The sequence below is a fragment of the Streptomyces sp. NBC_01304 genome, assembly GCF_035975855.1.
In the GTDB taxonomy this organism is placed as follows: domain Bacteria; phylum Actinomycetota; class Actinomycetes; order Streptomycetales; family Streptomycetaceae; genus Streptomyces.
Genome location: NZ_CP109055.1, coordinates 922,984 through 938,645, shown reverse-complemented (window position 1 = coordinate 938,645; position 15,662 = coordinate 922,984). Strand labels below are relative to the sequence as shown.

At 71.0% G+C, this 15,662-nt stretch carries 18 protein-coding genes and 1 pseudogene; 12 read left to right on the top strand and 7 right to left on the bottom strand.

Annotated features, from left to right (window positions below):
• The first annotated feature begins 177 nt into the window (after positions 1–177).
• Both OG430_RS04110 and OG430_RS04105 read left to right on the top strand, forming a co-directional pair.
• Positions 178–726 (top strand): DUF1062 domain-containing protein, encoded by a 549-nt coding sequence (locus OG430_RS04110; protein ID WP_327351010.1) that lies wholly within the window; start codon positions 178–180, stop codon positions 724–726.
• Between the two features lie 196 nt (positions 727–922).
• A complete protein-coding gene (locus tag OG430_RS04105) occupies positions 923–1,855 on the top strand; it encodes a poly(ethylene terephthalate) hydrolase family protein (RefSeq protein WP_327351009.1) in 933 nt (310 codons plus the stop codon).
• Between the two features lie 79 nt (positions 1,856–1,934).
• Here the strand turns inward: OG430_RS04105 and OG430_RS04100 are convergent, their stop codons facing one another.
• Positions 1,935–3,113, bottom strand: coding sequence for a PucR family transcriptional regulator (locus OG430_RS04100; RefSeq protein WP_327351008.1), 1,179 nt, complete (start codon positions 3,111–3,113; stop codon positions 1,935–1,937).
• Between the two features lie 164 nt (positions 3,114–3,277).
• On the opposite strand from OG430_RS04100, the gene OG430_RS04095 reads away from it, so the two are divergent.
• Both OG430_RS04095 and OG430_RS04090 read left to right on the top strand, forming a co-directional pair.
• The gene (locus OG430_RS04095) at positions 3,278–4,762 is read left to right on the top strand and encodes a long-chain-fatty-acid--CoA ligase (protein ID WP_327351007.1); all 1,485 of its coding nucleotides are present in this window, start codon (positions 3,278–3,280) and stop codon (positions 4,760–4,762) included.
• 94 nt (positions 4,763–4,856) lie between these two features.
• Positions 4,857–6,290 carry a carboxylesterase/lipase family protein gene (locus tag OG430_RS04090; protein ID WP_327351006.1) on the top strand — a complete coding sequence of 478 codons (1,434 nt, stop codon included), beginning with the start codon at positions 4,857–4,859 and terminating at the stop codon, positions 6,288–6,290.
• A 32-nt stretch (positions 6,291–6,322) separates the two neighbouring features.
• Here the strand turns inward: OG430_RS04090 and OG430_RS04085 are convergent, their stop codons facing one another.
• Positions 6,323–6,763 (bottom strand): nuclear transport factor 2 family protein, encoded by a 441-nt coding sequence (locus OG430_RS04085; RefSeq protein WP_327351005.1) that lies wholly within the window; start codon positions 6,761–6,763, stop codon positions 6,323–6,325.
• A gap of 195 nt (positions 6,764–6,958) precedes the next feature.
• Between OG430_RS04085 and OG430_RS04080 the strand changes: the two genes are divergently transcribed.
• Both OG430_RS04080 and OG430_RS04075 read left to right on the top strand, forming a co-directional pair.
• Positions 6,959–7,372 carry a cytidine deaminase family protein gene (locus tag OG430_RS04080; protein ID WP_327351004.1) on the top strand — a complete coding sequence of 138 codons (414 nt, stop codon included), beginning with the start codon at positions 6,959–6,961 and terminating at the stop codon, positions 7,370–7,372.
• Positions 7,373–7,596: 224 nt separating this feature from the next.
• Positions 7,597–7,731, top strand: coding sequence for a hypothetical protein (locus tag OG430_RS04075; RefSeq protein WP_327351003.1), 135 nt, complete (start codon positions 7,597–7,599; stop codon positions 7,729–7,731).
• Positions 7,732–7,776: 45 nt separating this feature from the next.
• Here OG430_RS04075 and OG430_RS04070 read toward each other — a convergent pair whose 3' ends face one another.
• Together OG430_RS04070 and OG430_RS04065 are read right to left on the bottom strand one after the other, a co-directional pair.
• Positions 7,777–7,971 carry a hypothetical protein gene (locus OG430_RS04070; RefSeq protein ID WP_327351002.1) on the bottom strand — a complete coding sequence of 65 codons (195 nt, stop codon included), beginning with the start codon at positions 7,969–7,971 and terminating at the stop codon, positions 7,777–7,779.
• A gap of 932 nt (positions 7,972–8,903) precedes the next feature.
• Complete coding sequence (locus OG430_RS04065) at positions 8,904–9,797, bottom strand: NADP-dependent oxidoreductase (protein ID WP_327351001.1); 894 nt, start codon at positions 9,795–9,797, stop codon at positions 8,904–8,906.
• 70 nt (positions 9,798–9,867) lie between these two features.
• On the opposite strand from OG430_RS04065, the gene OG430_RS04060 reads away from it, so the two are divergent.
• Positions 9,868–10,488: a TetR/AcrR family transcriptional regulator gene (locus OG430_RS04060; RefSeq protein ID WP_327351000.1), complete on the top strand. Its 621-nt coding sequence runs from the start codon at positions 9,868–9,870 to the stop codon at positions 10,486–10,488.
• On the opposite strand, the gene OG430_RS04055 is transcribed toward OG430_RS04060, so the two are convergent.
• On the bottom strand, positions 10,430–10,771 hold the full coding sequence (locus OG430_RS04055; protein WP_327350999.1) for a DUF4232 domain-containing protein: 342 nt from the start codon (positions 10,769–10,771) through the stop codon (positions 10,430–10,432). The two genes, OG430_RS04060 and OG430_RS04055, sit on opposite strands and share 59 nt — an antisense overlap.
• Before the next feature lie 96 nt (positions 10,772–10,867).
• On the opposite strand from OG430_RS04055, the pseudogene OG430_RS04050 reads away from it, so the two are divergent.
• A pseudogene (locus tag OG430_RS04050) lies at positions 10,868–11,014 on the top strand (GNAT family N-acetyltransferase); the annotation flags it as partial.
• A gap of 349 nt (positions 11,015–11,363) precedes the next feature.
• Positions 11,364–12,194, top strand: coding sequence for a hypothetical protein (locus OG430_RS04045; RefSeq protein WP_327350998.1), 831 nt, complete (start codon positions 11,364–11,366; stop codon positions 12,192–12,194).
• 58 nt (positions 12,195–12,252) lie between these two features.
• Here the strand turns inward: OG430_RS04045 and OG430_RS04040 are convergent, their stop codons facing one another.
• Both OG430_RS04040 and OG430_RS04035 read right to left on the bottom strand, forming a co-directional pair.
• Positions 12,253–12,651 (bottom strand): VOC family protein, encoded by a 399-nt coding sequence (locus OG430_RS04040; protein ID WP_327350997.1) that lies wholly within the window; start codon positions 12,649–12,651, stop codon positions 12,253–12,255.
• On the bottom strand, positions 12,648–13,169 hold the full coding sequence (locus tag OG430_RS04035) for a cupin domain-containing protein (RefSeq protein ID WP_327350996.1): 522 nt from the start codon (positions 13,167–13,169) through the stop codon (positions 12,648–12,650). Before OG430_RS04035 ends, OG430_RS04040 begins: the two co-directional genes overlap by 4 nt.
• 142 nt (positions 13,170–13,311) lie before the next feature.
• Between OG430_RS04035 and OG430_RS04030 the strand changes: the two genes are divergently transcribed.
• The 3 genes from OG430_RS04030 to OG430_RS04020 all read left to right on the top strand — a co-directional run bounded on the left by OG430_RS04030 (position 13,312) and on the right by OG430_RS04020 (position 15,626).
• Positions 13,312–13,542, top strand: a complete 231-nt coding sequence (locus OG430_RS04030) for a DUF6332 family protein (protein ID WP_327350995.1) — start codon at positions 13,312–13,314, stop codon at positions 13,540–13,542.
• An 84-nt stretch (positions 13,543–13,626) separates the two neighbouring features.
• On the top strand, positions 13,627–14,307 hold the full coding sequence (locus tag OG430_RS04025) for a class I SAM-dependent methyltransferase (RefSeq protein WP_327350994.1): 681 nt from the start codon (positions 13,627–13,629) through the stop codon (positions 14,305–14,307).
• 167 nt (positions 14,308–14,474) lie between these two features.
• Entirely contained in the window at positions 14,475–15,626 is a 1,152-nt protein-coding gene (locus OG430_RS04020; RefSeq protein ID WP_327350993.1) for a hypothetical protein, read from the top strand.
• Positions 15,627–15,662: the final 36 nt, after the last annotated feature.

Here is a 15,662-nt window from a genome sequence, read left to right as displayed (position 1 = left end):
AAACCAGTGGAACCGCGTCGCTGAGCGCCACTACTGTGCTGCCGAACGTTGTCGCCCGGTCGAAGGAGGGCCGTTGTCCACCAAGTGAGACACCCCTGGCGCTGATCTGTCGCGCGTCGCATCCGTGCGCCGCGCCCCTTTTCGCTGCGGTTCTTCTCACTGAACTGGTGTACACCTGTGCTCAATACCTGGGTGGTCGTTCCCACCTGCCTTCCTCTTGTCGTCCGCCGTTGCCACGCGTGCGGGTCCGAACGCTTCCGCGCGAACGGCAAATTCCGCGTCAACGCGAACCACAAGGTCCTCGACGCCTGGCTCCTCGTGCTCTGCACCGCTTGCGGGGACACCGCGAAACTGCCTCTCCTGGAGCGGGTGAATGTGCGCTCCCTGCGCCCTGAGCTCCTGGACCGGCTGCATGACAACGACCTGGCCCTGACGGCCGAACTGCTCCAGGACCCGGGCGTACGGCGCCGCAACCGCATCGCCCTCGACTGGACCGACGCCTGGCGCCTCGACACCCTCGGGTCGGCGCGCAGGGACGACGAGGCACTCGACGTCTCCGTCCGCTTCGCGGCGCCCATACCCGTCCGGCCCGCTCGACTGATCGCGGAAGGCGTCGGCCTCGCGCGCGCAGAGGTCGAGCGACTGATCACCCAAGGGAAACTCGTCTCCGCAGTCCGACTGAGCGGCAAGGTCTCGGACGACTTCACCTTCACGCTGAAGCTCTAGGGCTGCCCTGGAGCCCGCCCCATTCCGCATGCCGGATTCCGCGAACCTGCGTACCGCAGTTGTGAGAACGCCCAACCAATCCCCACCAGCCCTGGGCGCCCGAGCAGGGACAGCGGCCACCGAACGCCCCACCATGGGCGGGCAGTTACGTGTGCGAGACGACGTCACGTGCCTTCCCCCCAAGGAGCCCCCGCCGATGCCAGGCAGAACACACCGAACACGCCGAACGCGCCGAACGAACCGAACGAACCAAACGCGCCGAACGCTCTGCAGCCTCCTGCTCACCACGCTCCTCACCGTCGCCGCCGCCTCCGGGACGGCGGGCGCCGCCGGCGAAGGGAGTGCGGTCGGCACGGCGGCCGGCACCATCCCCTCAGTAGGCACCGACTGGGGACAGCCCGGACCGTACGAGGTGAAGGTCGACATCGAGGCGGTGCACACCTTCTACTACCCGGCGTCCATGGGGCAGTCGGGGGAGCGCCACCCGGTGATCATCTGGGGCAACGGGACCGGCGCGGTGCCGGGCATCTACAGCTCCCTGCTGCGCCACTGGGCCAGCCACGGCTTCATCGTGGCCGCCGCCAACACGCCCAACTCCAACTTCGCGTTGAGCATGCGGGCCGGCATCGACGTCCTGGAGCGGCGCAACGCCGACAGCGGCAGCCCCTTCCACCAGAAGGTCGACCTCGAACACATCGGGTCCGCCGGCCACTCCCAGGGCGGCGCCGCGGCCATCAACGCGGCGATCGACGACCGGGTGGACACCGCCGTCCCCATCCAGCCCGGGCCGCTCGCCGACCCCGACAACATGGACGAGCCCGTCTTCTACCTCGCCGGACAGCGCGACCTGATCGTGTGGCCGGCGCTGGTGCAGGGCTTCTACCGGGACTCGGATCACGTCCCGGCCGTCTACGGCGAGATCCGCGGCGCCGGACACCTCAGCTCCATCGCGGACGGCGGAGCCTTCCGCGCCCCCACCACGGCCTGGCTCCGCTACTGGCTGATGGGCGACGAGCTGGCCCGCGGCGAGTTCTTCGGCCCCAACTGCCGCTACTGCACCGACACGACCCTGTGGTCCGACTGGCAGCGCAACGCGCAGGCGCAGGCCGTTCCGGGCCCCGTCGGCTGACGTACGGGACAGTACGGGGCAAGTACGGGGCAAGTACGGGCCAGGGCCCGGCGAGCCGTCGGGCCCTGCCCCGGGTACTTCAGCGCGGCACCTCGGCGGCACGCAGTGCGAGGGCCCAGCCGAGCCGGGCCTCGCCCGACTCCGGGGACCAGCCGGTGAGTTCGGCGATCCGGATGATGCGGTTGAGCACCGTGTTGCGGTGGCAGTACAGCTCCTCGGCGGCCCGGGACGCCGAGCAGCCGGCATCCAGCCACGCCCGCAGCGTCTCGAGCAGCACCGGTCCCTCGGCGCCGCAGTTCAGGATGCCTTCGAGATAGCGGGCGAGCAGCCGGTCGGAAATCTCCGGGTCGTCGGTGAGTGCCGCCTGCACCAGGCGCTCGTCGAGCTCGGCCACCGCGCCGCTGCCCGGTGCCAGGGTGCGCAGCGCCCGCTCGGCCAGCCGGCGGGCGGTATCGGCCGTCGCCAGCTCCTCGAAGGGCGGGGAGATGCCGGCGGTACCGCCGAGTTCCTTGCGCAGCACGGCCGTCAGCTCGTACGGCTCGGTGGATCCCAGTCGTACGATCCCGGCGTACCGTTCGGCCCGGGTGCGCCAGAACGACCACATGCCCGCCGCCTGCAGCGCCGGTCCGGGGTCCGGCGGCGCCGCCGGATTCTGGTCCACCACGACCACCGCGAAGCGATCGCGCAGGGGCAGCCCGAGGGCCGTCGCCGCGGCGGCCGCCACCGCGGGGTCGCTGCCACGGCCGTCCAGCAGGGCCTCGAAGAGCGCGCCGCGCCGCGAATCCTGCCGGTGGTGCAACTCCAGCTGAGTCAGCCGGTACGCATCCGACATCACCGTCGAGAAGCGGTCGATGGTCTCCCACAGCGCCCCCGCGACCTCCAGGACCAGGTCCTGCTCGGCCGCCGCCGGTCCGCGCAGCGGCTCCGTCATGGCCTGCCAGATGACCCGGCCGCCGCGCCGGTACGCATGCAGGACGGAGTCCAGCGGCATGCCCTGTTCCGCGCGCCGCCGCCCCGTCTCGGTGGCGGCGGCCTCGATGTCACCGGCGCTGGAGGGCAGGCCGCCGAAGTCCTCCAGGGCGAGGACCAGGTTGTCGCGGCAGATCGCCCGCAGATCGCCCACGGAGACGAGGCGCCCGGAGGCGTACGCCGAGCTGTGGGCCCGGATGTCCGCCACCACCTTCGCGGTGAGCCCGTCGATGTCGGCGAGCAGCGTCCGCGCAAGGCGGCGACGAAGCGCCGATTCCCCTTCTGTCATGCCCGGCACATTAGGCGTCTGCACCGGCAGGGGGAACCCTGGGACGGCTTCTGCCCAGGTCGGACGCGTACATGATGGGCAGCTGCACATGGTCGGCGGCCGCTGCCGTGTCCGATGCTGACGACGTCCCATCCCCTTTCGCAGCACTCTGCCCGGGAGCCGTCATGCAGCTGAGCGTCGCCACCATCCTCCAGGACTCCGCGGCCCGCTTCCCCGACCGGACCGCGCTCGTGGAGTCAGACGTACGCACCAGCTATCGCGCGCTGTGGCAGGAGGTGCTTGCCTTCGCCGCCGAGCTGCGGGCCCGCGGTGTGGGGCCGGGGGACCGGGTCGCGGTGATGCTGCCCAACACGTCCGACTTTCCGCGCGCCTACTACGCCGTGCTCGCCGTCGGGGCCACCGTCGTGCCGGTGCACGGACTGCTGGTCGCCGAGGAGGCGGCGTACGTACTGCGGCACAGCGGTTGCACCGCCGTCGTCAGCGGCGGTCCGCTGCGGCAGGTCGCCGAGGAGGCCGCGGCGGCCGCCGGGATCGACGTGCTGGCCGTACGCACCGACCGCGAGCCGCTGCTGCTGGCCGAGCCGTGCCGCCCCGACGACATCGCCGCGATCCTCTACACCAGCGGCACCACAGGCCGGCCGAAGGGCGCCCAACTCACCCATTTCAACCTGGTGATGAATGCGGGCGTGTGCGCCCAGGACCTCATCGGACTCACCCCCGACGACGTGGTCCTCGGCTGCCTCCCGCTGTTCCACAGCTACGGGCAGTCCTGTGCCATGAATGCCGCCCTGCGTGCGGGCTCCACGCTGGTGCTCACGCCGCGTTTCACCGGCCCCGGCGCACTGGAACTCCTGGTCAAGGAGGGGGTCACCGTCTTCATGGGCGTCCCCACGATGTACCACGCGCTCACCGAGGCCGCGGCTCTCGACCCGCGCCGGCCCGCCGCGCTGCGGGTCGCCGTCTCCGGTGGTGCGGCGCTGCCCGTCCCGCTCCTGGAACGGTTCGAGACCGCCTTCGACACGGTGATCCTGGAGGGGTACGGCCTCACCGAGACCTCCCCGGCCGCCACCTTCAACCAGCACACCACCGGCCGCCGCCCCGGCACCGTCGGCCACCCCGTCTGGGGTGTCGAGGCGGCCGTCGCCGCCCCGGACACCGACCGGCAGACCGTGCTCCTCGCGGACGGCGAGGTCGGTGAGGTCGTGCTGCGCGGCCACAACATCTTCGCCGGCTACCTCGACGATCCCGAGGCCACCGCGGCAGCGGTCGTCGACGGCTGGTTCCGCACCGGCGACCTCGGTGTCCGCGACGAGGACGGGTTCCTGAGCATCGTCGACCGCAAGAAGGACCTCATCATCCGCGGCGGCTTCAACGTCTACCCGCGCGAGGTCGAGGAGGTCCTGGCCCGCCACCCCGCGATCGCCCAGGTCTCGGTCATCGGCCTGCCCGACGAGGCCAGGGGCGAGGAGATCTGCGCCGCCGTCGTGCCGCGCCCCGGCACGGAGGTGACCGGGGAGGCCATCGCCGCCTGGGCCCGCGAGCGGATCGGCAAGCACAAGTACCCGCGCATCGTGCGGCTCCTGCCCGAACTGCCGCTCGGCCCCAGCGGAAAGGTCCTCAAGCGGGAGCTCAGGGAGATCTGCGCATGACCCGGCTCCCGAGGAGCAGGCTTCGAGGAGGCCGGCACCTGACCGTGTCCCTCGCCCACCGATGCAACCCCCGGTTCAAGAAGGAGGCTCACGCGTGACCGTCGTGTCCACCGCCGACGGCAAGGTCCGCGGCACCACCGAGGACGGCGTCACCGTCTTCCGCGGCATCCCCTACGCCGCCGCCCCCGTAGGCGCCCACCGCTTCGGCCCGCCCGCACCCGTCGCACCCTGGCAGGGCATCCGCGAGGCCATCGCCTTCGGGCCGACGGCACCCAAGCACCCCTACGCGCCGCCCCTGGACGAGCTCCTGCCCGACCCGGACATCCCCGGCGACGACTGCCTGAACCTCAACGTCTGGACACCCGCCCCCGGCGGCGGCCCGCTGCCGGTCATGGTGTGGATCCACGGCGGCTCCCTGCGCAACGGCTCCTCCGCCGTGCCGCTCTACGACGGACGGGCCTTCGCCCGCGACGGCATCGTCCTCGTCTCCCTCAACTACCGGCTCGGCATCGAGGGGTTCGGCGTCTTCCCCGACGCCCCCGCCAACCTCGGCCTGCGCGACCAGCTCGCCGCGCTCACCTGGGTCCGGGACAACATCCACGCCTTCGGCGGCGACCCGGCCAACGTCACCGTCTTCGGCGAGTCCGCCGGCGCCATCAGCATCGCCGGGCTCCTGACGAGCCCGTACGCCAAGGGCCTCTTCCAGCGGGCCGTCCTGCAGAGCGGCGCCCCCATGGCGACCCGGCCCGCCAAGGCGCGGAAGGTCACCAAAGCCATCGCCCGCAAGCTCGGCATCCCGGCCACCGCGGCGGCCTTCCGCACGGCCGACCGCGCCGAACTCCTCGCCGCCCAGGCCACCGTCACCCGCGCGGGCAACCCGCTCACCGGCCGGGCCGGATTCCACCTCGTCGTCGACGGCGACGTACTCCCGCAGGACCCCGCCACCGCTCTGGCCGCCGGAGCGTCCGACTCCCTCGACATCCTCGCGGGCACCAACACCGAGGAATACCGCCTCTGGTTCGTGCCGAGCGGCCTGGCCGACCGGATCAGCAGGTTCCAACTGCGCCTGGCCACCGTGAAGTTCAGGGTTCCCTGGCGGGCCGCCCGCATCTACGCCGCCGACCGTGCCGGGGCGTCCCCGGGAGAGGTCCTCGGTGCCATCGCCACGGACCTGCTGCTGCGCATCCCCGTCAACCGCCTCGCGGACGCCCGCGACGGACGACCGGGCCGCACCTACGTCTATGAGTTCGGCTGGCCCTCACCCGTGCAACGCCTCGGCGCCTGCCACGGCTTGGAGCTCGGCTTCGTCTTCGACACCCTTGACACACCGGACGCCCGCGCCCTGGCCGGCCCCGACGCCCCACGCGAACTGGCCTCCGCCATGCACACCGCCTGGACCTCCTTCGCGGCCACGGGTGACCCCGGCTGGGGCGAATGGGACCGCGCCCGCCCCGTGATGACCTTCGACGCGGACGGCGCCCATCTGGTGCGGGCGCCGCGGGAGGCGGAGCGGCGCCTGTGGGGCTGATGCCTTCTGCACCTGGCGGGGCGCGCACGTCCTCACGGGGCGCAGGCTGCGGCGATCGACAGGCTGTTCTCGTACAGGTGATGCCGGGTGATCCGGCCGTCCTCGACGGTGAGGCGCAGTGCGAACGGCCCCTCGAAGGACTTGCCCGTGGCGCGTACGGTGCCCGACACATGCCCCAGCAGCACGGCATCGGTGCCGTCCACGAGGAACGTGTCGACGGAGGCGCCTGCGTCCTCGGGGACGGTGTGCTCCATCAACTCCGTGGCCTGGGCGGCGCATTCGGCGGCGGTGGACCGCGGGCGGATCCAGGGAACGGTGGGGTTCTCGGCGAGCAGCCAGTCGACGTCGTCGGCGAATAGCGTGACCAGTCGCCCGGTGTCCCCGGCCAGCCGGGCGGCCAGGAAATCCTGTACGACGGCGCGTGTGGTCTCGGTGACGGACGTGGTGGCGGTGGTGGGGGGCGTGACGGACATGACGCTCTCCTCGTGGCTGCGGCCCGGACTCCGGCGGGGGCTCCCGTCGATGTGCTTGATCCTGCCGGGAGCGGGGGAGGGCGGTCGATTACCTCGGAGGTAATGGATCAGGGGTGATGAGCGTGCCACCCCGTGCCTGAGGGGCGGCTGGTGCGTTGACTACGCTCGCGGTCAGACCTGATGAAAGCAGAGAAGATGACCACGCAGCTCCAGCCCGTCGACCACGAACTCATCGAGGCCGCGGCACACCTCGCCCGCACTCGCTGCCGGGGCGACAACCACACCATCGCGTCCGCGGCCCGGGCCCGGGACGGCCGGATCGTCACCGGGGTGAACGCCTACCACTTCACCGGAGGCCCCTGCGCCGAGCTGGTCCTCATCGGCGCGGCGGCCACCCAGGGCGTCTACGAGCTGGACACGATCGTCGCCGTGGGCGACCGCGAGCGCGGGGTCGTCCCGCCGTGCGGCCGGTGCCGTCAGGTCCTTCTCGACTACTTCCCGTCCGTCAAGGTCATCGTCGGCGAAGGCGAGGGTGTGCGGTCCGTCCTCATCACCGACTTGCTCCCCGCAAGCTACGTCTGGGCCGATCACCAGCCCGACGCCGAGTAGTTCGCACCGGTCGGCCGACGGCGCTTTCGAGCCCACTGGGTAAACGGGCTTCGGCGCCCCTGCGCCCCAGCTCCGGGTCCTTGTCCCTGTGCACGAACAGGGTCAGGACGGCGACCTTGGCGTTGGCCGCGGTGGAGCCGCCGGCCACCAGCCCGGCGACGAGGCGTGCTCTCGCACGCCGAACGATCCGTCGCACCAACAGCTCGGGCAGCCAGGGGAGTTGGATGGCGAACATGTACCAGGACAGCAGGAACTGGCGGCTGGTGAAGAGGGCCCACACGAACGCGGCGGGGTGCGGCACGGACAGCACGGTCACCGTGGCCGGCGCGTCCGGTCTACTGGCGGCGAGCGTTCAGTGACCGAGGCGCCCCGTGGTCGACGACAAGGCTCTGGTGGCTTGCGGCCTAGCGGCTCGTCCACCAGGCGGCCCCGGCTCCGGCGGCTGTGGTGATCAGCGAGATGAGCCACACAGGCACACGCTGCACGGTCAAGTGCAGCCCGCCGCAGCGCAGTTCGACAGCTGGGGGTGCGGTGTGACTGTCCACTCTGTGACTCATGTTGGCGTCCTCTATCTGGGCTGCGTCGCGCTTGGTCTTCATGCTTTCTGGCTCCTGTCGCGCGCCGTTGCGTGACGCAGGTGCGGCCGCTTCGTGCTTTCAGGCAGCAAGTTCGGGGTGCGGGGGGCAGTGACGACTTGGGCGCGAAGGTGTTCCGAGTGCAGACCAGGGGGTTCTGATGCCTCTGCGCCGTATCGCGCTGATCACCCGACAAGGCTATCTCCCCGCACCAGGGCAGCGTCATGAACCGCATCTGTACAAAACCGGGGCCGGAACTTTGACACTCTGGCCAGCGCGGCATTCCCGAGCGCGGAGATCCGCTGACTCGCTGAGCTGAGCTGGAAGAACGCGGCCGGAATACGGCTTGGTGCGCAGGTAATAGCGCTGGAGGCAGAAAGCATTGGCGTGGCCCAGATCTGCCACGGCTCAGAAATTCATGACCGCTGCCGACCGTGATCGTGGGCGGTGACGGGACGGAGTCACGAGAAGTCACGAGAAGTCGCGGCGGACGAGCAACTGCGGGTGGATGACGACGTGGATGCCGTGGCCCAGGCGGTCACAGCGAGGGCACGCGCACGTTCGCCATACCCCGAGTGCCGGGAAGGGTCAGGGGACGTAGACACGCATGGCCGCAGACTTTCATGCCGGAGCGGTGATCCCTCCTGTTCCGAAGCCCCCGCCCCTCGTTGCCCGATCCCCGGGTGCCCCAAGCCGACTGCCCGTGGTGCGTGCTGTGTGGTCGGATGGCCACGGTCGCGGTCCACTTCCCGCTGTCCCGACGTGAGTTGGTCAGGTTCTCACTTCTCGTGCCGGAATCTCACGACGGATGTCGGATCCGACCCGGATCCGACATCCGTCGTGAGATTCGCAGGTCGACTTGGGTCCTTGTGTGGTGCGCAGCTTCCGGGTGGACCCCGACAGAAGTGCTGCAAGGAACTCGACTTGCCGTGCCGCGTGACGGCGCCGGAAGCGGCTCAGATGACCAAGACTCGGCGCCCGCGCGTGTGACCGGCGTGGCTGTCGACGTGGGCCGCCGCGGCCTCGGCCAGCGAGTACGACTTCGCAACCGGGATGTGGAGCCGGCCCCGCGAGATCAGGTCGACGGCCTCGGCGAGCGCCGCCGACACACTTCCGGCCACACCGGAGAACCGGACACCGAACTCCGGCGCACCGAGATCGGCGATGGAGACGACCTTCTCCGGACTCCCGGTCAGCTCGACCAGCTCGCGGATCACGCCCGAACCAGCCAGATCGAGAGCCGCGTCGACGTCCCCGAGCCGCCGAACCCGCTCGCCCCAGCCCTCGCCGTACGTCGTGGCCACGGCACCAAGGCCGCGCAGATACTCCTGGTTCGCGGCACCGGCCGTGCCGATCACCGTGATGCCGCGGTCGCGTGCGATCTGCAGCACCGCCGATCCGACTCCCCCGGACGCGCCGCTGACCAGGAGCGTCTGCCCGGGCCGCACACCGACCTCGTGGATGACACGCAGCGCGGTCTCCACCACGGAGGGGTACCCGGCCGCCTCCTCGAACGTCAGCCCCTCGGGCATCCGGGCCCAGGCCGCCAGTACGGCGAACTCGGCGTAGGTGCTGGAGCCCTCGCCGAACACCCGATCACCGACCTCGACCCCTACGACTCCCTCGCCCACCTCGTCCACCACCCCGGCGGCGTCCAGCCCGACCCCGGACGGCAATTCGATCGGATGGGCCCCCAGGACCTGGCCTTCACGAATCCTCCAGTCGACGGGATTCACGCCCGCCGCCCGCACGGCGATGCGTATCAGGCCGGCGCCCGCGTGGGGCTCCTCGGCATCAACGAGTTGCAGAACGTCCGGACCGCCGAACTCGGCGAAGCTCACTTTCTTCATGCCGCCGAACGTAGCACTAACGGATAGTGTTTCATAACAGTTACTCTTTCGTACCTGCTAGCCTGCGGGCATGACCGTGCAGTCCGGACGCCGTGAGCGCAAGAAGGCCGCGACCCGCCAGAAGATCGCCGACACCGCGCTGCGGCTCTTCCTGGAACGCGGTTACGACGCGGTGGGCATCCGTGACGTGGCCGCCGAGGCCGACGTGGCCGTCACCACGCTCTTCTCCCACTTCGCCTCGAAAGAGGCCCTGGTGTTCGAGCAGGACGAGGACTTCGAGCAGCGCCTCACGCAGGCGGTCACCGGCCGGGCGCCGCACGAGCCGCTCATCCCCGCGCTGCGCCACGAGATCCTGGCCCTGGTGCGGCACTGCACCGCGGACAGCGCCGCCCCGATCTGGCGCATGATCGACGCGTCACCCGCCCTGCGGAAGTACGACGAGTCGCTCCGCCTACGTCACGCGGACGCCCTGGCCACGGCCATCGCCGCCGATCCTGACCTGACCCGGAGCGAAACCGCCGCCCGCACCATCGCGAGGTTCGTGATCGACGCCTACTCGCTGGCCCGCGAAGCGGCCGACCCGCAGGCCGCCCTGGACGAGATCTTCCCGATGATCGAGGCGGCGTGGAAGGTCACCTGCCCGTCTGCAAGCGGTCGCCCGGGTTCCGACGGGCCGCGGCCGCGGGTGTGAGACGGAGCGACCCGGAGGAGAACCTCAGCGCATCTGCCCCCAGCTGTACGACGGGGTAGTGGTAGAGGTGGCATTTCTTGTCGCCGGTGTTCTGGACCGTGACGAGGAGGTGTCGGGCGTCCTTGGCGTCCGCGGGCTCCTTCTGGGCGGAGACCGCGAGGGCGTCCGCGGTGCAGCCGGCGATGACGTCCTTGTCGCCTCCCTCGTCGCCGTCGGTGTCGCCCGAACCAGCGCCCGGCTTCGATGAGTTGGTCGCGCTCGGCCGGGCCCGAGGGCTTGGCATCGTCCGAGCGGCCGCCGGGTTCGCACGCCGTGGACGCGAGCAGCGCGGCCATCGCCGTGGCCCCGAGAGCGTAGGACTTCCAGCCCGAGGAAGGACCGGCTCAACAAGACTGCCTGGGGCAGCGGTTACGCCACCGAGGGATCGGCGGCACTGATCCGCAAAGGGTTCACCGATCTCGGGGTGGAGCGGGTCACCGCGAACACCATGACGGTCAACGCGGGATCCCGGCGCGTGATGGCTCGCCCTCCAGGGCCACAAGCTCGGCAGCGGCGCGAGCAAGCCGATCGACGTGCCCATGCCCGTCGACACCTTGTACGCCAATGACGGCCGGCGCGTCCCCTATTGGGCGACTGCTTCCGGCTGGCATGGCCCTGGACTTCATCATGTCGAAGTGACTCCTGCCCCTTCCGTCACCACTTGGTGCGAGAGGGGATCCGTAACGGTCCAGACCCTCCCGCCGGACCACCCCGAGCTCTACGGTGGGCCGGCGAGGAGCAGGTCAGGGCTCTGCGCTGTCGCGTGACACTGCCTCGTCCTCGCTGGGTGGGAAGAGATCGCTGTGCGCGGTCTCCGGTCGAGCAGGAGGAATCCCATGACCGTGTACGACGAGGCCGCGTCCGGCCACTCCGACGAGGCGAAGATTCCCGGCGATTCGCTGGCGGCACTGACCGACGCCCGGACCGAAGAGTTCGAGCGGGCGATGCGGGCGAGGGACAAGCGCGCGTACCTCAACGCGGCGCTCATCGAGGCCGCGGCCTCGGCACAGCCCGGTCTGGCCGACCCGGACGCCCTCTCCGCATGGCAGGACAAGGTGCGTACGACGATGGAGCGGGCACCGGAGTACGCGCCGCTGCCCGAGGCCGAGGTGGCCGACCTCCAGCTGTTCACGCGACCGTGGCCGTGGCGGCGGGCCAACGCGACACCCGGCCACAACGCGACGGTGAACCTGGACCAGGGCGAGTCGCACGTCGGCCTCGGCATCTATTTCTCCACCGGCGCCGCGGGCGGCACCGCGGAGATGGGCGGGCCGTTCCGCCTCGGGAGCTTCAGCGACTTCGAGTTCCGGACCACGGTCGACTACCGGTACGACTGGTACTTCTCCGCCGCGGCCGGCAGCGCGGACAGCCAGGGCTGGATCTCGATCATCGTGGACGAACTCCTCGACGGCCCCGGCCAGCAGTGGCATTCCGTGGTCCACCGCAGGGTGCAGCTCTGGTCCGACTCCACCGGCAGCGGCGGCTCGGACGGGGCGACCGAACCCGGCAACCGCATCACCGTCAACGAACGTTTCCGCGGCCGGCCGGATGCCAGCTATGTGTGGTGGGTGGGCGGCAACGAGACGATCCAGACCCAGTTCCAGGCCGCGTCCCAGGCCAACCTCTTCGTCGACCTGCACTATCTCGTCGCGGTCGCCCGGGTGTGAGCGGGCAGGTGAACGGCCGCGGCAGCGTGGGCGATCGGCCCCGCTGCCGCGGCACGTGTCAGGCCCAGGTGCGGGAGCAGAGCACCAGGCGGTAGCCGTCCGGATCGGCGATCGTGACTCCGTGCTCGTCCCAGTACGGGTTGTGCGCGGGTACGCGGGTGCCGCCGGCCGCGACCAGACGGTCGACCAGGGCCTCGTCGACCGGCTCGCCCAGGTACACCACGAACAGGTCGTCCACCGTCGGGGTGGGCTCCAGCGGGCGCTCCGGGTCGTGGGTGAGCTCGAAGTGCCAGGCACCGCCCTTCGGGCCGACCATCACCAGGTCGTGCTCGCCCGGGACGCGTTCGGTGGTGCGCCACAGGACGTCGAGGCCGAGGCCGTCCACGTAGAAGCGCTCGGCGGCGGGGAGGTCGCGCGAGGGGCGGGCCACCCGGACGTGGGCATGGGGGTCGATCACGCTGATGCCTCCAGGGCCGCACGCCACACCGGGCTGTCGACGTAGTGGTTGTCGAAACGCTCCGCCGACTCGGCGATCTCCTTCGCGTCGGCCTCGCCGCGCATGACCCGGCCGAGCAGGCGAAGGTAGTCGAAGCGGCCCATGCCGGGCGTGAACACGAACAGGACGTCCGCCTCGCAGCCGGGTGCCGCGGCGAAGGCGTGCGGGGTGTGCGGCGGCACTGCCAGGAAGTCGCCGGCATGGAGCACGGTCAACTCCTCGTCCACCAGCACCTGGAGGGAACCGCTGATCACGAAGAACAGCTCGGTCGCCTTGGTGTGGAAGTGCGCGGGCGCGCCCACGGCACCCTTCGCGAAGGTGGAGCGGTAGCTGGTGAAGGCGTCAGCCGTGCCGTCGGAGTCGGCGAACAGCCTCATCACGCTGCTGGGATCGGCACACGTCTCGGCGTCGGCGTGCCGGGTCAGCACCGGCGGGAACGGTGCCGCCGACGGGGACCCCGTGGATATTTCCTTGATCATGGCCTGACCTTACGGTCCCGAGGGCCGCTCTGAACAGGCCACTTGGCTATTTGTCGGCGAAAAACGGAGCACGGCTCACAACTCCGGGAACTGGGTGCGCCCGTTCGTCGTGGAACCCGCGATTCCAGGGAATCGATGGCTCATGAGGGGATCCCGCACTCAGGAGCAGCGCGACGAGACGACGGTCGAGTCGATGTATGTCCTGCTCACCGCGCTGGCTCTGGGCGGTGGCGTCTTCCTGGTCATGGCCAGCCCCGCGCTGGTCTTCGAGTGGGTGCGGGGTGACGGGCGCCGCGAACTGATCGTCGTGGCGAAGGCGGCAGCGGCGGTGGCCGCCCTGGCCCGGCTCGTCAGCGGCCTCTGGCGGCGGTGACACCGCAGCCGGGTCGTGGCGGACGATTTGCCGGACCGGCAACAGGAGTGGCGTGCGGGTCACCGACCGGGCGACGGTGGGCCCATGACCGACAACATCGCCGCCCAATCGCCCGTGTCCGACGCCACCTTGCCTGCCGACGGATACCTCGGAGACCCCGCGGTGCGCGCGGAGTGGGACACCCGGTACGCCGACCGGCAACAGTTGTGGAGCGGCCGGCCCAACGGTGCGCTCGTGGCCGAGACGGCCGGGCTCACCCCCGGGCGGGTGCTCGACGTCGGCTGCGGCGAGGGCGCGGACGCCGTCTGGCTGGCGCGTGGCGGCTGGGACGTGACCGCGCTCGAGGTCTCCGGCATCGCGCTGGAGCGGGCGGCCGGGCATGCGCGGGACGCGGGGCTCGCTGTGCGTTGGGTACACGCCGCACTCACGGAGGCGGCGCTCCCGCCGGCCTCCTTCGACCTGGTCTCCGCGCAGTACCCGGCCTTGCTGCGCACCCCCGACGCCGCGGCCGAGCGAGCGCTGCTCGCGGCCGTCGCGCCGGGCGGGGTGCTGCTGCTCGTCCACCATGCGGGGATGCACACCCAGCCGGTGGACGAAGGAGGCTTCGACCCGGCCGACTACGTGTGGCCCGCGATGGTCGCCGAGCTGCTCGACGAGGACTGGGCGGTGGAGGTGGACGAGCAGCGGCCACGCGTGGCACCCGAAGGTGGCGCGGGCGCGCACCACACGGACGACGTGGTGCTGCGGGTGCGTCGGCTGCGCTGAGGCACGTCGGCTCTACGCATTGTTCGAGGGGTGCTTCGCCGGTCTCGACGAGGCCGTGGACACGATGCCGCCTGCCTCGAACAGAACGCTGTGGACACGATGCCGCTTGCCTCGAACAGAACAACGGACCATGCTGGTCGGGCCCTGACCACCCACGGAACGACTCCATGGCCAAGAACAGCACCTCTTCGACCACCGTCCCCGACACCGCGTGGCTGGCGCGCGGGCGCCACCTCGGGCCCGAGCCCGAGCTGGATGTCCGGCGCAACCTGATCGCCCTCAAGGCGGCCGGGGTCCTCGACGACTTCGCGGACCTCGAGCCGGCCGAGGCGGCCCGCTCCACCGTTCTGCACCCGCGGGACGAGTCCGCGGACCCCGGCCCGTCGGCCCGCCGCGTCTTCGAGGCCCGCTGGCGCCCGGCCGACGACGTCACGGTGCGCGCACAGCTGACCACGTACGAACCCAAAGCGCGCCGCAAGCAGGGCGAGGGCGTGACCTGGGTCCTCGCCGCCGAGGCGGATCGCCGGTGGGACCCGCACTGGCCGTCCCCCGCCACGATGTTCTGGCCGGACAGCGACCAGGTCACCTGGGACCACGACACGGTTCCGGATGTGCGTCTGCGCACGACGAACCACCTGCCCAAGGACGACGACGAACTGCGGCACCGGCTGCGGGAGTGCACCCGGCAGAGCTGGTGCATCCATGTCGTGGTGCACGAGGCGATGACGCCGGACACCAAGGGGCAGCAGCCGGTCTCGGCGTTCCTGCCGCCGAGCCTGCGGCACCAGGTGATCGAGCACCGGGCCACGCCGGAACAGGCGCAGATCGCCGACGTCGCGCTGAAGCGGGAGCTCGGCCTGCGGATACCGCGCGGCGGCGGCGTCGTCCTGCCCACGGCACCACAAGGACCGGACTACGACGCCGAGCGCTTCACGGTGCGCAGCGTCTTCCTGGACGGTTCGGAGCCGACCGAACTCCTCGACAGGATCAAGGAGTTCGCCGCACTGCCGCGACCGCTGCCGGCCGACGCGGAGCAGGCCCTGAACCAACTGCGCCACGGCTGGCACCTGCTCACCCCGGACGAGGAACTGGCCCACGCCCAGGGCATGGTCACCAAGTACGCGGAGGCGCTGGCGGCCATGACCAACTCCCGTGACCTGTACCGGGAGGCTGCCGAGGCGGCACAGGCCGCGCTGGCCGAGGCGAGCAGTGGCGACGGAGTGCCCCGACCGGCCGCGCCCGGACAGGGCAAGCCGGACGTCTCACCGCTGAGCGCCCTCACGAAGGCGTTCGGCCGCTTCCGGGATCCGAACAAGTAGGTCGCGCAGACGGCGGGTTTCGTTGCCGCGGCACGG

What these genes read in the sequence shown, in the direction of transcription:
- OG430_RS04080 (WP_327351004.1), top strand. Translation starts at nt 6,959, where the DNA reads ATGACCACGCAGCTCCAGCCCGTCGACCACGAACTCATCGAGGCCGCG.
- OG430_RS04030 (WP_327350995.1), top strand. Translation starts at nt 13,312, where the DNA reads ATGAGGGGATCCCGCACTCAGGAGCAGCGCGACGAGACGACGGTCGAG.
- OG430_RS04075 (WP_327351003.1), top strand. Translation starts at nt 7,597, where the DNA reads ATGGCGAACATGTACCAGGACAGCAGGAACTGGCGGCTGGTGAAGAGG.
- OG430_RS04025 (WP_327350994.1), top strand. Translation starts at nt 13,627, where the DNA reads ATGACCGACAACATCGCCGCCCAATCGCCCGTGTCCGACGCCACCTTG.
- OG430_RS04100 (WP_327351008.1), bottom strand. Translation starts at nt 3,113, where the DNA reads ATGACAGAAGGGGAATCGGCGCTTCGTCGCCGCCTTGCGCGGACGCTG.
- OG430_RS04035 (WP_327350996.1), bottom strand. Translation starts at nt 13,169, where the DNA reads ATGATCAAGGAAATATCCACGGGGTCCCCGTCGGCGGCACCGTTCCCG.
- OG430_RS04095 (WP_327351007.1), top strand. Translation starts at nt 3,278, where the DNA reads ATGCAGCTGAGCGTCGCCACCATCCTCCAGGACTCCGCGGCCCGCTTC.
- OG430_RS04060 (WP_327351000.1), top strand. Translation starts at nt 9,868, where the DNA reads ATGACCGTGCAGTCCGGACGCCGTGAGCGCAAGAAGGCCGCGACCCGC.
- OG430_RS04065 (WP_327351001.1), bottom strand. Translation starts at nt 9,797, where the DNA reads ATGAAGAAAGTGAGCTTCGCCGAGTTCGGCGGTCCGGACGTTCTGCAA.
- OG430_RS04070 (WP_327351002.1), bottom strand. Translation starts at nt 7,971, where the DNA reads ATGAAGACCAAGCGCGACGCAGCCCAGATAGAGGACGCCAACATGAGT.
- OG430_RS04020 (WP_327350993.1), top strand. Translation starts at nt 14,475, where the DNA reads ATGGCCAAGAACAGCACCTCTTCGACCACCGTCCCCGACACCGCGTGG.
- OG430_RS04045 (WP_327350998.1), top strand. Translation starts at nt 11,364, where the DNA reads ATGACCGTGTACGACGAGGCCGCGTCCGGCCACTCCGACGAGGCGAAG.
- OG430_RS04105 (WP_327351009.1), top strand. Translation starts at nt 923, where the DNA reads ATGCCAGGCAGAACACACCGAACACGCCGAACGCGCCGAACGAACCGA.
- OG430_RS04055 (WP_327350999.1), bottom strand. Translation starts at nt 10,771, where the DNA reads ATGCCAAGCCCTCGGGCCCGGCCGAGCGCGACCAACTCATCGAAGCCG.
- OG430_RS04085 (WP_327351005.1), bottom strand. Translation starts at nt 6,763, where the DNA reads ATGTCCGTCACGCCCCCCACCACCGCCACCACGTCCGTCACCGAGACC.